Origin of the sequence: Kitasatospora sp. NPDC096204 (assembly GCF_044763205.1) — a bacterium.
In the GTDB taxonomy this organism is placed as follows: domain Bacteria; phylum Actinomycetota; class Actinomycetes; order Streptomycetales; family Streptomycetaceae; genus Kitasatospora.
This window is the reverse complement of record NZ_JBIWFT010000008.1, coordinates 188,890-202,079: the sequence shown is the minus strand read 5'-3', so window position 1 is coordinate 202,079 and position 13,190 is coordinate 188,890. Positions and strand designations below refer to the sequence as shown.

Sequence of the window (13,190 nt, the reverse complement as noted above, 5' to 3'; positions counted from 1 at the left end):
GGTCGTCCGCGAGGAGCGCGCGGCCGCCACCGGCACCGTCACCTCCACCCGCTACGCCGTCCGCCCCGACGGCACCCTCGACGAATCCTGGCCCGGCGCCACCACCCCTCCTCCCGCGGCCGCCCCGGCCCCACCCACCTCCCCCATCGGCTGACACCCGCGCCACGAGAAGCCGCGCCAGCCGACGTCCGGCGGAGCGACGAGGCGCGGAGGGCAGAGCGCGCCGGAAGTCGACCAGGCCGACTTCTGGAGCGGGCCGCCCCGAGCACCACCACGGCCAGGCGCCCCAGTACGTGGCCCCGGCAAGACCGCGCGCCCGAGAAGTCGGCCCGCTCGACTTCTCACGTAGCGGGGGCTCCTACCGGGGGCGCGAGCACTACGCGGCGGGAGAGCCCTGTGGAGGCGGGCGCCGGGCGGTATGGGGAGAACGCATGCACGGAAAGTCGGGCCCGCCGACTTCCGGCGCGGGGCCGTGCCGAGGGGCGCAGCGGCGGGCACCGGGTACGTGGCCCGCGCGAGAAGTCGGCCGGCTCGACTTCTGGTGCAGCGGAAGGCTCCTGCCCGGGGGCGTGAGCAGCACGCGGCGGGTGGGAAGAGGAAGACGCGCGCATGAGAAGTCGGGCGGGCCGACTTCTCATGCGGGGGCGGGGTCAGGGGGTGGGGGTGGTGACGGCGTAGAAGGCCACGGCTGCGGCGGCGCCGACGTTGAGGGAGTCGATGCCGTGGGCCATGGGGATGCGGACGGGATGGTCAGCTGCGGCGATGGCGCGGGGGGTGAGGCCGTCGCCCTCGGCGCCGAGCATGAGGGCGGCCTTGGGGAGGCCGTGCGGGGTGAGGGTGTGGAGGTCGACGGCGGTGTCGGCGGGGGTGAGGGCGAGCAGGGTGAAGCCGGCCTCGCGGACGGTGTCGAGGGCGGCGGGCCAGGGGTCCAGGCGGGCGTACGGGACCGCGAAGACGGCGCCCATGGAGACCTTGACGGCGCGCCGGTAGAGCGGGTCGGCGCAGTCGGGCGAGAGCAGGACGGCGTCCATGCCGAGGGCGGCGGCGCTGCGGAAGATGGCTCCGAGGTTGGTGTGGTCGACCAGGCCCTCCAGCACGGCGACCCGGCGGGCCCCGGCAAGTACCTCGGCGGCGTCGGGGAGGGGCTTGCGCTCCATCGAGGCGAGGGCGCCCCGGTGCACGTGGTAGCCGGTGACGGCTTCGGCGAGGGCGGGCTCGACCACGTGGACGGGGGCGTCGGCCTCGGCGATGACGTCGCCCATCACCTCCAGCCACTTGGGGGTGAGCAGCATCGACCGCATCCGGTAGCCGGCGGCGAGGGCGCGGCGGATGACCTTCTCCCCCTCGGCGATGAAGAGGCCCTCGGCGGGTTCACGGCGGCGGCGCAGCTCGACGTCGGTGAGGCCGGTGTAGTCGGCGAGGCGGGGGTCGGCGGGGTCGGTGATGGTGCGGGGTTCGGACACCCTGCGATCTTGCCAAGCCCGGGCGGGGAAGGCCAAACGGCCGAGGGAGCGGGGTGGTCCCCGGCTGGCCGTAGTGCAAATATGACCGTATGGCCCGAAATCCGGGCCGATCCTGGGCTCCGTCGGCCTCTGGTGCCACTGACTCCGCCGGCTCCCCCGGTGGGCGCCCACACGGTCGGCCACAGCTGGCACGCGCGAAGCCGCGGTGGCCGGTGTGGCGCCGGTCGGTGGCGGGACAGGTGTTCGCGCTCCAGGTCATGGTCGTGCTGCTGCTGGTGGCGGCGGCCGTGGTGGCGCTGGTGGTGCAGTCGCGCAACGACGCCGATCACGAGGCGCGCAACCGTTCGGTGGCGGTGGCCCAGACCTTCGCCAACTCCCCGGGCATCGTCGACGCGTTGCGCTCCCCGAACCCGACGGCCCTCCTGCAACCGAGCGCGGAGGCCGCGCGGGTCGCCTCGGGGGTGGACTTCATCGTTGTGCTGAACGAGCAGGGCATCCGCTACACCCACCCGAACCCGGCCCGGATCGGCCAGAAGTTCATCGGCGTCTACGAGCCCGCGCTGCACGGGCAGGTGGTGACCCAGCACCTCACGGGCACCATCGGCCAGCTGGTGCAGGCGGTGGTCCCGGTGTACGCGCCGGACGGCTCGGTGGTCGGGGCGGTCTCGGCGGGCGTCACGCTGAGGAACGTCAGCACCGCCAGCGAGCGGCAGCTGCCGGTGGTGCTGGGCGCGGCGGCGGCCGCGGTGGGGCTGGCCACGCTCGGAACGGCGCTGATCAGCCGGCGGCTGCGGCGCCAGACGCACGGGCTGGGCCCGGTCGAGATGACCCGGATGTACGAGCACCACGCGGCGGTGCTGCACGCCGTGCGCGAGGGCGTGATGATCGTCGGCGGGGACGGTCGGCTGCTGCTCTGCAACGACGAGGCGCGCCGGCTGCTGGACCTGCCGCCGGACGCCGAGGGCCGCCCGGTGGGCGGGCTGGGCCTGGAGCAGGCGCCGCTGGAGCTGCTGACCGCCGGACGCCCGGTGACCGACCAGGTGGTGCTGTCCGGGGAGCGGCTGCTGGCGGTGAACGTCCGGCTGATCGACCAGCCCGGCGGCCCGCCCGGCTGCGTCGCCACGCTGCGCGACTCCACCGAGCTGGCGGCACTGTCCGGCCGGGCCGAGCGCGCCCAGCGGCGGCTGCGGCTGCTGTACGACGCCGGGGTCACGGTGGGCAGCACGCTGGACGTGACGCGGACGGCGGAGGAGCTGGCGCAGGTCACGGTGCCGCGGTTCGCGGACTTCGTCACGGTGGACCTGGCGGACCAGGTGCTGACCGGCGAGGAGCCGCCGCCGGGCCCCTCGCTGGGGCGGATGCGCCGGGTCTCGGTGGCGGCGGTGGACGAGGACGCGCCGTTCTACCCGGTCGGCACGGTGCTGGACGTGGTGCCCTCGACCCCGCTGGCGGTGGCGCTGCACAGCGGGGAGCCGGCCGTCGAGCCGCATCTGACGGACGCCGGCCGGTGGCGGGAGCAGGACCCGGAGGGGTCGGCGCAGGCGCTGGCGTACGGGGTGCACTCGCTGGTGCGGGTGCCGCTGCGGGCGCGCGGGGTGCTGCTGGGGGTGGCCCGGTTCTGGCGGGCGCAGCGGACGGAGCCGTTCGAGGCGGAGGACCTGGCGCTGGCCGAGGAGCTGGTGGCGCACGCGGCGGTGTGCATCGACAACGCCCGCCGCTACACCCGGGAGCACACCATGGCGGTGACGCTCCAGCACAGCCTGCTGCCGCGCACCCTGCCGGAGCAGTCGGCGCTGGAGGTGGCGCACCGCTACCTGCCGGCCCAGGCCGGGGTGGGCGGCGACTGGTTCGACGTGATCCCGCTGCCGGGCGCGCGGGTGGCGCTGGTGGTCGGGGACGTGGTGGGGCACGGGCTGCACGCGGCGGCGACGATGGGCCGGCTGCGCACGGCGATCCACAACTTCTCGACCCTGGACCTGCCGCCGGACGAGCTGTTGGGGCACCTGGACGAGCTGGTGAACCGGATCGACCAGGACGAGGCGGCGGGCGGCGAGCGTGCGGAACTGGCCGGGGCGACCTGCCTGTACGCGATCTACGATCCGGTGTCGCGGCGCTGCACACTGGCCAGTGCCGGGCACCCGCCGCCGGCCGTGGTGGACCCGCAGGGCCGGGTGGTGTTCCCGGAGCTGCCGACCGGGCCGCCGCTGGGCCTGGCGGTGCTGCCGTTCGAGACCGCCGAGCTGGAGCTGGCCGAGGGCAGTCGGCTGGTGCTGTACACGGACGGGCTGGTGGAGGACCGGGAGCGGGACATCGACGAGGGGCTGGAGCTGCTGCGGGCGGCGCTGTCCGGGAGGCCGCGCTCCCCGGACCAGACCTGCGCGGACGTGCTGGCGGCGCTGCTGCCGGCGCACCAGCAGGACGACATCGCGCTGCTGGTGGCCCGGACCAGGGTGCTGGCGCCGGACCACGTGGCGCAGTGGGAGGTGCCCTCCGACCCGGCCGCGGTGGGCGGGGTCCGGGCCGCGGTGGCCGAGCGGCTGACGGCGTGGGGGCTGGAGGAGGCGGCGTTCGTCACCGAGCTGATCCTGAGCGAGCTGGTGACCAACGCGATCCGGTACGGCTCCGGGCCGATCCGGGTGCGGCTGCTGCGGGACCGTTCGCTGATCTGCGAGGTGTCGGACGGCAGCAGCACCTCGCCGCACCTGCGGTACGCGGCGACCGAGGACGAGGGCGGGCGCGGGCTGTTCCTGGTCGCGCAGTTCGCGGACCGCTGGGGGACGCGCTACACGGCGACCGGGAAGGTCATCTGGACGGAGCAGCCGCTGGAGTAGGAAGTCGGCCGGGCCGACTTCCCGCTCCGGGGAGGACCGCTCCCGTACGGCCCTACGGCTGGAAGGCCGCGGCCAGCACGTTGACGACGTCGCCGACGACGATGACCGCCGGGGGCTTGACGCCCTCGGCCTCGACCACCGCGGCGACGGTGCCCAGGGTGGCGTCCACCCGGCGCTGGGCGGCGGTGGTGCCCTCCTGGACGACGGCGACCGGGGTGTCCGCCGGACGGCCGTACTCGACCAGCCGGGCGGCGATCGCACCGATCTTGTCCACGGCCATCAGCAGCACCAGGGTGCCGCTCATCTTCGCGGCGGCCTCCCAGTTGGTGAGCGAGCGCTCGTCGTCCGGGCCGACGTGGCCGGAGATCACGGTGAACTCGTGGGTCATGCCGCGGTGGGTGACCGGGACGCCGGCCGCCGCGGGGACGCTGATCGAGCTGGAGATCCCGGGCACCACGGTGACCGGCAGCCCGGCCTCCACGCAGGCCAGCAGCTCCTCGCCGCCGCGGCCGAAGACGTACGGGTCGCCGCCCTTGAGCCGGACCACGAACTTGCCCGTCTTGGCGTGCTCGACCAGGGTGCGGTTGATCGCCTCCTGGGCCATGAACCGGCCGTACGGGATCTTGGAGGCGTCGATCACCTCGACGTGCTCGGGCAGTTCGGCGAGCAGTTCGCGCGGGGCGAGGCGGTCGGCGACGACCACGTCGGCGTCGGCGAGCAGCCGGCGGCCGCGCACGGTGATCAGGTCCGGGTCGCCGGGGCCGCCGCCGACCAGGGCCACGCCGGCGCCGTGCGAGCGGTACTGGCGGGCGGCCAGCGAGCCGTCCCGCAGGCCGTCCACGATGGCGTCGCGCAGGGCGGCGGAGTGGCGCGGGTCGCCGGTGAGGACGGCGACGGTGGCGCCCGCGTCGCGGCCGCTGGCCGGGGTCCAGGCGGTGGCCGCGGCGGCGTCGTCGCTGCGGGAGCAGAACACCCGCTCGCGCTCGGCCTCGGCGCTGACCGCCGCGTTGACGGCCGGGTCGTCGGTGGCGACCAGGGCGTACCAGGTGTCGGCCAGGTCGCCGTCCCGGTACGGGCGGGCGTGCCAGGTGAGCTCGCCGGCGTCGGCCATGGCCTGGACGGCCGGGGTGGTGGCGGGCGATATCAGGTGGAGGTCGGCGCCGGTGGCGATCAGGGCGGGCAGCCGCCGCTGGGCGACCTGGCCTCCCCCGACCACGACGACGCGGCGGCCGGCCAGCAGCAGGCCCACCGGGTAGGGGGTGCGGCCCTCGGTGCTCGGGTGCGGGGTGGGCGCGGTCATCGGCGGTGCTCCTGATCGGGGATGAGGGTGTGGGGACGGTACGGCACGTCACCGCTCCGCGGTCCGGCGCGCCCTCGGGCCGGTCCGCGGAGCGGTGACGGGGTGCCTCAGGCCTTCTCGGTGACCCCGGCGGAGTCGAAGGTGGCTACATCGTGCATCGCCCGGGCGGCGCTCTGCACCAGCGGCAGGGCCAGCAGGGCACCGGTGCCCTCGCCGAGCCGCAGGTCCAGGTCGATCAGCGGGCGCAGGCCGAGCTTCGCCAGCGCGGCCTGGTGGCCCGGCTCGGCGGAGCGGTGGCCGGCGATGCACGCGGCCAGCACCTCGGGGGCGATGGCCTTGGCGGCCAGCGCGGCCGAACCGGCGATGACGCCGTCCAGGATCACCGGGGTGCGCAGCGAGGCGGCGCCCAGCAGGAAGCCGGCCAGGGCGGCGTGCTCCAGGCCGCCGACGGCGGCGAGGACGCCGACCGGGTCACTCGGGTCGGGCTGGTGCAGGGCCAGCGCGGCGCGGACGACCTCGATCTTGCGGGCGTGGGTCTCGTCGTCGATGCCGGTGCCGCGGCCGGTGACCTCGGCCGGGTCGAGGCCGGTGAACACCGAGATCAGGGCGGCCGAGGCGGTGGTGTTGGCGATCCCCATGTCGCCGGTGATCAGCGCCTTGTTGCCCGCCGCGACCAGGTCGCGGGCGGTCTCGATGCCGACCTCGATGGCCTTGAGGGCCTCCTCGCGGGTCATCGCCGGGCCCTGGGTCATGTCGGCGGTGCCGGGGCGGACCTTGCGCGGCAGCAGACCGGTGGCGCGGCCCTGCTGGACGGCCTCCGGCAGTTCGGCGGCGACGCCGACGTCGACCACGCAGACCTCGGTGCCGATCTGCTTGGCGAAGGAGTTGATCACCGCTCCCCCGGCCAGGAAGTTGGCGACCATCTGGGCGGTCACCTCCTGCGGCCAGGGGCTGACGCCCTGGGCGTGCACGCCGTGGTCGGCCGCGAAGACCGCCACGCAGGCGGGCTCCGGGATCGGCGGCGGGCACTTGCGGGACAGCCCGCACAGCTGGGCGGAGATGATCTCCAGCATGCCGAGCGAACCGGCTGGCTTGGTCATCCGCTTCTGCCGGTCCCAGGCCTCGCCGAGCGCCTTGGCGTCCAGCGGGCGGATGCCGCGCAGGGTCTCGGCGAGCAGGCTCTGCGGCTCCTCGCCGGGCAGCGCGCGGTTGCCGTACTGCTCCTCGTGGACGACCCAGGACAGCGGGCGCTTCTTGGCCCAGCCCTGCTGCTCCAGCTCGGGCTCGTCCGGGAACTCGTCGACGAAGCCGACGCACAGGTAGGCGACGACCTCCAGGTGCTCGGGCAGGCCGAGCTCGCGGACCAGCTCCTCGTCGTCGAAGAAGCTCACCCAGCCGACGCCCAGGCCCTCGGCGCGGGCGGCCAGCCAGAGGTTCTCGACGGCCAGGGCGGCCGAGTACGGGGCCATCTGCGGCTGGGTGTGCCGGCCCAGGGTGTGCCGGCCGCCACGGGTACGGTCGGCGGTCACCACGATGTTGACCGGGGTGTCGAGGATGGCCTCGATCTTGATTTCCTTGAACTGCTTGGCCCGGCCCTTGGGCAGCGAGTCCGCGTACGCCTCGCGCTGGCGCTCGGCCAGGGCGTGCATCCGCCTGCGGGTCTTCGCCGAGCGGATCACCACGAAGTCCCAGGGCTGCGAGTAGCCGACGCTGGGCGCGGTGTGGGCGGCCTCCAGGACGCGGATCAGCACCTCGTGCGGGATCGGGTCCGGGCGGAAGCCGTTGCGCACGTCGCGGCGCTCGCGGATCACCTGGTGGACGGCCTCGCGGCCGGCCTCGTCGTAGCCGGGGGCGGCCGGGCCGCGCGGCTCGGCGGGCTCCTCGGGCTGCTGCTCGGACTGCTCCTGCGCCTCCTCGGCGGCGGGCTGCTCCGCGACGGCTTCGGCGGCCTGGGGGGCCTCGGCGGCGTCGGTGGTCTCAGCGGCCTCGGCGGCCTCGGCGGCGGGCTGCTCGGCCTGCGGCTGCTCGACGGGCTCCGCCGTCGCCTCGGCGGCCTGCTCGCCGACGGGCTCGGCCTCGGCGGGCTGCTCCTGGACGGGCTCCGCGACGGCGGCGGGCTCGGCCTCGGCCGGGGCCTGGGCGGGCTCGGCGGCCTGCTCCGCGGGGGTCTCGGCCTGGGGAGCGGCGGCCTGCTGCTCGGCGACGCCCTCGGCGGGTGCGGCCTCCTCGGCGGGCGCGGCGGCCTCGGCGGCGGGCTCCTCAGCGGCCTCGGCGGGCTGCGCCGGCTCCGCCTCGGGGGCGGCCTCGGCCGGTGCCTCGGCGGCCGGCTCGGCAGCGGTGGCAGCGGTGGCAGTGGTGGCGTCGGCCTCCACGGGCGCCTCCACGGCCTGCTCCGCGACCGGCTCGGCCGGGACCTCGGCCTGCTGCTGCGGCTGCTCGGCCTCGGTGACGGCGGCCTCGGCGACGGGCTCGGCGACGGGCTCGGTGACGGCCTGGCCGGAGGACATCTCGCCGGTGCCCGCGGCGGTCTGCGCGACCGGCTCGGCGGCGGCCTCCGGCGCGGCCTCGGCGGCGGGGGCCTGCTCGGCGGCCTCGACGACCTCGGCGGCTTCCACCGCCGGGGCGGGCTCGGTACCCGCCACGACCTCGTCGGTCTGGACGCTCTGGGCGCTCTGGCCCTCGACGGCCTCCGCGGCCTGCGGGGCCTCGGCAACCACTATGGGCGCGGACTCCTGCGGAGCCGCCTCCTGGACGACCGGAGCCTGCTGGACCGCCTCGACCTTGGGCAGGCCGTGCGGGGTGGGCGCGGCGAGGAAGGCGGAGATCCGGCGCGGCTGACCGGCCGGGGCCGCGGCCTCGGGCTGCTCGGCGGGCACGGCGGCGCCCTCGGCGGCAGCGCCCTCGACGGCGACGGTCTCGACGGCGACGGTCTCGGCGACGGGCACCTCAGCCGCACCGGCCGCCGGCTGGGCCTGCTCGGCCACGACGGCCTGCGGCGCGACCGCGACCGCGACCGCGACGGCCTCCGCGGCGGCCTCGACGACGGTCTCGGCGGCCTGGGCCGCCGTCACGTCCTGCGCGGGCTGGGCCGGGGCGGCCTGGACGGCCTCCGGCAGCTCGACGACCTCGATCACCTCGATCGCCCCGACCGTCTCGACGGCCAGCACGGTCTCGACCGGCGGCGCGGCCAGCGGCACCTGCTGGGCGCCGTGGGCCTGCTGGAGGTCCGGCGTCTGCGGCGCCTGCTGCCCGTCGACGACGGGGATCCCCTGGGCCGCCGGAGCGGCCGGCGCCACCGGGACGGCCTGCGGCGCGGCGGCCTCGGCCATCGGCGGTCGGCCGACCACCGGGATGCCGTGCGCGGGCGTGCCGCCCTGCGAGGGGCCGCGGTCGGCCAGCGAGCGGACCGGCACCTGGCCGGTCATCAGCGACGGGTCCGGGATCGGCGGACCGGCGTGCAGCGGCCGGCGCGGCTGCTGAGCCTGCGTCATCGGCTGCTGCGGCTGGACCTGGACGGGCTGCTGCTGGACGGCGTGCTCGGCACCGAGCACCGGCGGGTCCACCGGCGGCCAGGACGGCTCGACCGGGGTGCCGTCCTGCTGCGGCGCGAGCGGCATCTGATCGGCCGGGACGGCCGCGGCCGGCTCGCCCCAGGAGCCCTGCGGGCCCGGCATCAGCAGCACGTCGTCATCGTCGTCCAGGCCGTCGGGCTGGTCGAGGAAGTGGAAGGCCGGGCGCGGGGCGCCCTGGTCGACGGCCCAGCCCTCGCCGGGGTGGCCGGGCTGGGGAACGCCGTAGCCGTGCTGGCCCTGCGGCGGGATGACACCCGTGCCCGGGGGCATCGCACCGGGGACGCCGCCGACCGGGGCCGCCGGGTTGGGGATCACTCCGCCGTCCGTCGCGACGCCGTGGAGGGGTGCAACGCCCGCGACGCCCTCCGGTCCGCCGAGCTGGTGCTCGGGCAGTCCCTCGCCCGGGACGTGGCCGCCATCGGTCATTGTCAAAGCTCCTTCCAGGCCGCTGCCGCGCCCTCGGCGACACGATCACCGATCGCAGCGCCCATCCGCACGGGCCGAACCAGCACCGGCCCGCCCCTAACCACACGCGGCCGCCGCGCCGTGGCGCTGCGGCCCAAGTCCATCCGGCGCGCTGCGGCACCCCGGCCCGGCGCACCGCCCGTACGGGGCGGCACATCGTCTGAAACAACGACAACCCGGAGCAACCGGCACGACCGCACCGGACCCTACGGCATTCTCCAGGTCCGGCACGAGGCCCGTCGAATTGCCCACACTCCGAGCGGAATCGGATTGCACCACGTCAAAAAGGTGACAAACCGACCGAATCGGGTGGGTCGCCGACCGATGCAGCCGCCCAGGACGTCACACTACCGGCACCGCGCGGTCACCTCTCGAATCGGTGTCCGGATGCGACCTGGATCACCGTCGACGGCACCGGACGGCACCGGCGCGCGCCCACGGCCTTCACACGATCTGCTCACCCCAGAGCACCAGCGCGCCGGTCGTGCCCGCGCCCAGTGCCAGCCCGTCGCCCTCGTCCACCGGCCGCAGCGGGGTCGCCTGGAGCAGCGCGCCGTCCGCCCGGTAGCCCGCCCCGGCGATCGCCCGGCGGACCTCCTCCGCCTCGGCGAGGGTCCGGGGCAGTGCGACGAACCGCTCGGGCCGGCGGGCCAGCACCGCGCGCACCACGTCCAGGCCGCCGGTCTCCACCACCGCGGCGTCCGGCTCAGGCAGGCCGCCCAGCACCTCGGGCCCGCTCCCGTACACCGCCTCCACCTCGACGCCGTAGCGGCGGGCGTTGACGGTCAGCCGGGCGCAGGCCGAGCGGGAGCCCTCGACCGCGACCACCGCGGCGCCGAACCGGGCCGCCTCCACGGCGAGGGCGCCGCTGCCGGCGCCGACCGACCAGACCAGGTCCCCTGGACGTGCACCCAGACGGGCCAGCACCAGGGCGCGCACATGAGCGGGGAGTGCCTCGGGCGCGCCCGGCTCGCCTTCCGTGCGCCCGGCGCCCGTGTAGGCGTCACCGGGCAGCGCCCAGCCGCGTTCCACGCCGGGGTAGCCGACCGGGCGCCCGGCGAGCCAGCCGGCCGCCTCGTCCACCGCGGCGGCCTGGGCGCCGCCGCCGATCACCAGCACCACGTTGGGGTCGCGCCACACGTGGTCGGCGATCCGGTCGGAGGTGAGGACGGTGACGTCCTCGTCGGGGGTGCCGAGGGCCTCGCAGACCACGAAGGTCCGGTGCACCCCGCGCAGCATCAGGGCGAGTTCGGCGGGCCCGGCGCCCGGCGCGGTGAGCACCGCGACCTTGGGGTGGGCCCGGCAGATGTTGGCGGCGCGGCGCAGCCGTCCGCCGTGCGCGCTGACCACCTGGGCGTCCTCCCAGGGCATGCCGGCCCGGGCGAACGCGGCGGCCACCGAGGAGACGGCGGGCAGCACCTCCAGTTCGAGGCCGTACTCGGGGCGGCGCAGGGTGCGCACCACCCCGAAGAAGCCCGGGTCGCCCTCGGCGACCACGACGGCGGCGCCACGGTGCTCGGCGATCCTGCGGGCGGCCTGCCGGACGTTGCCGAGGATGATCCGCTCGGCGGACTCCGGCACCGGGAGCGCGTTCAGTTGGTAGGGGGCGCCCGCCACCAGGGTCGCCGCGGCCAGGGCCGCGCCGGCGGCCTCGGTCAGCGGTGTGCCGTCCCACCCGATGACCGTGATCCGGTCAGCCATCTGCGGCCGTTCTCCCTCGCCTCGGTGCGCCACTCGATCCGCTGTCGTGCGGTGCCGGTCCAGAGGCTACCGGGTGTGGTACCTCGGAGCCCGACATCTCGCACACATGTCCGCGCCGGGTGAACGGGGGCGAGGCGATCAGTCGCGCAGCACGTAACGGTGGTCGCCGTGCCAGCCGGCGCGGTGCGCTTCGGGCGACTCCAGGTCCTCCGGGAGCAGGCTCCACAGGATGAGGTCGCTGCGGCTCTCTCCCCCGGCCTGGCGGCCGGGAGGTGCCCCCACCTCGCCGGACTCCCCGCGGACTATCCAGGCGCTGCGCAGCACGCCCTCGCTGATCCCGCCGACCTTCTGGGCGACCTGCTGGGCGGCGGTGTTCCCGGCGGCGGTGCGCAGCTCCAGGCGCAGGAAGCCGCGGTCCTCGAACAGCCACTGGGCGACGCCGAGGACGGCCTCCGGGGCGTAGCCCTCGCCGCGCGCCCAGACGGCGGTGACATAGGAGATCTCGGTGCTGCGCAGCCGCCAGTCGGTGTTGCGCAGTTCGACCAGGCCGACCAGGCGCTGGGTCAGATGCTCGGTGACGGCGAAGACGATGCCGCGTCCGGTGGCCCGGTGGGCGGGGGCGAGGGTGCGGGCGAGCTCGGCCGCGTACTCCTCGGTGAAGGGGTGGGGCAGGTCCGTCCAGGCGCGGACGAGGTCGTCGGCCATCATCGCGGCCAGGCCGGGGGCGTCGTCCTCCGCCAGGGGCCGAAGCAGCAGCCGTTCGGTGCTGATGGCGGTCTCGGGGAAGCTCGCTGCCATGCCGTCTCTCCTCGCCGGGTCGTGAACACAACACCGTACGCCTCCGTCGTGCCCCGGATGCCACGCGGTGCGCCGCCCGCACGACGGTACGTCAGAACGCGGCCGGCCGGAGTGCCCCTGCCGCATACTGCCCGACCGGGCCCCCGCCGTGGTGCGGCGGGGGCCCGGTCGGGATCGGGGCGTCAGGCGGGGTTCGGCTCAGGAGGCCGGGATGACCGAGCCCTGGAAGGTGTCGGCGATGTACTTCTTGACCTCGTCGGAGTGCAGCAGCTCTTCCAGCTTCTTCACCCGCGGGTCGTTCTCCTTGCCCTTCTTGACGACCAGGATGTTGGCGTACGGGTTGTTCTCGGCCTTCTCCAGCACCAGGGCGTCGGTGGTCGGCTTCAGGCCGGCCTGGATCGCGAAGTTGCTGTTGATGACGGCGGCGTCCAGGTCGGAGTAGGAGCGGGGCAGCTGGGCGGCCTCCAGCTCCTTCCACTTGAGGTTCTTCGGGTTGCCCGTGACGTCGGCCGGGGTGGCGGCGGTGCCGGCGCCGTCCTTGAGGGTGATGAGCTTGTTGTCGGCGAGCAGCTTGAGCGCGCGGCCCTCGTTGGTGGCGTCGTTCGGCAGGCCCACGGTGGCGCCGTCCGGCAGGTCGGCGAGCGACTTGACCTTCTTGGAGTAGGCGCCGAGCGGCTCCAGGTGCACGTTCTCGACCGAGACGAGGTCGGTGCCGTTCTTCTTGTTGAAGTCCTCCAGGTACGGCAGGTGCTGGAAGTAGTTGGCGTCGGCCGAACCGTCCTGCACCGCCGTGTTGGGGGTCACGTAGTCGGTGACCTCCTTGATGTCGAGCTTGAGGCCCGCCTTCTCCGCGAGGTTGTCCTTGACGAACTTCAGGATCTGCCCGTGCGGGGTGGGGGTCGCCGCGACCTTGAGCGGCGCGTTCGGGTCCGAGGAGGAGGACCCGGAGCTGCCGCAGGCGGCGAGCGAGAGGGCGACGCCGGCGGTGGCGAGGATGCTGGTGAACTTCAGGGCGTTGCGCACGAAAAGTGCCTTTCTGCGTGGAACGGGGAGCCGCGTC

The 13,190-nt window shown here is 75.5% G+C and carries 7 protein-coding genes; 1 reads left to right on the top strand and 6 read right to left on the bottom strand.

Going from position 1 to position 13,190, the window contains the following annotated elements; genetic code table 11:
• Positions 1–650 precede the first annotated feature (650 nt).
• Positions 651–1,463 carry a TrmH family RNA methyltransferase gene (locus ACIQ87_RS11620; RefSeq protein WP_402405058.1) on the bottom strand — a complete coding sequence of 271 codons (813 nt, stop codon included), beginning with the start codon at positions 1,461–1,463 and terminating at the stop codon, positions 651–653.
• Between the two features lie 89 nt (positions 1,464–1,552).
• Here ACIQ87_RS11620 and ACIQ87_RS11615 point away from each other — a divergent pair, with 89 nt between their 5' ends.
• Positions 1,553–4,294, top strand: a complete 2,742-nt coding sequence (locus ACIQ87_RS11615; RefSeq protein WP_402405055.1) for a SpoIIE family protein phosphatase — start codon at positions 1,553–1,555, stop codon at positions 4,292–4,294.
• Positions 4,295–4,346: 52 nt separating this feature from the next.
• Here ACIQ87_RS11615 and cobA read toward each other — a convergent pair whose 3' ends face one another.
• The 5 genes from cobA to ACIQ87_RS11590 all read right to left on the bottom strand — a co-directional run bounded on the left by cobA (position 4,347) and on the right by ACIQ87_RS11590 (position 13,153).
• Positions 4,347–5,594, bottom strand: coding sequence for a uroporphyrinogen-III C-methyltransferase (cobA, locus tag ACIQ87_RS11610; RefSeq protein ID WP_402405052.1), 1,248 nt, complete (start codon positions 5,592–5,594; stop codon positions 4,347–4,349).
• A gap of 107 nt (positions 5,595–5,701) precedes the next feature.
• A complete protein-coding gene (gene cobT / locus ACIQ87_RS11605; protein WP_402405049.1) occupies positions 5,702–9,592 on the bottom strand; it encodes a nicotinate-nucleotide--dimethylbenzimidazole phosphoribosyltransferase in 3,891 nt (1,296 codons plus the stop codon).
• Positions 9,593–10,075: 483 nt separating this feature from the next.
• The gene (gene cbiE / locus ACIQ87_RS11600) at positions 10,076–11,332 is read right to left on the bottom strand and encodes a precorrin-6y C5,15-methyltransferase (decarboxylating) subunit CbiE (RefSeq protein ID WP_402405045.1); all 1,257 of its coding nucleotides are present in this window, start codon (positions 11,330–11,332) and stop codon (positions 10,076–10,078) included.
• Between the two features lie 138 nt (positions 11,333–11,470).
• Positions 11,471–12,130: a GNAT family N-acetyltransferase gene (locus tag ACIQ87_RS11595; RefSeq protein ID WP_402405042.1), complete on the bottom strand. Its 660-nt coding sequence runs from the start codon at positions 12,128–12,130 to the stop codon at positions 11,471–11,473.
• Between the two features lie 198 nt (positions 12,131–12,328).
• A complete protein-coding gene (locus ACIQ87_RS11590; RefSeq protein WP_392874598.1) occupies positions 12,329–13,153 on the bottom strand; it encodes a MetQ/NlpA family ABC transporter substrate-binding protein in 825 nt (274 codons plus the stop codon).
• Between the last annotated feature and the right edge of the window lie 37 nt (positions 13,154–13,190).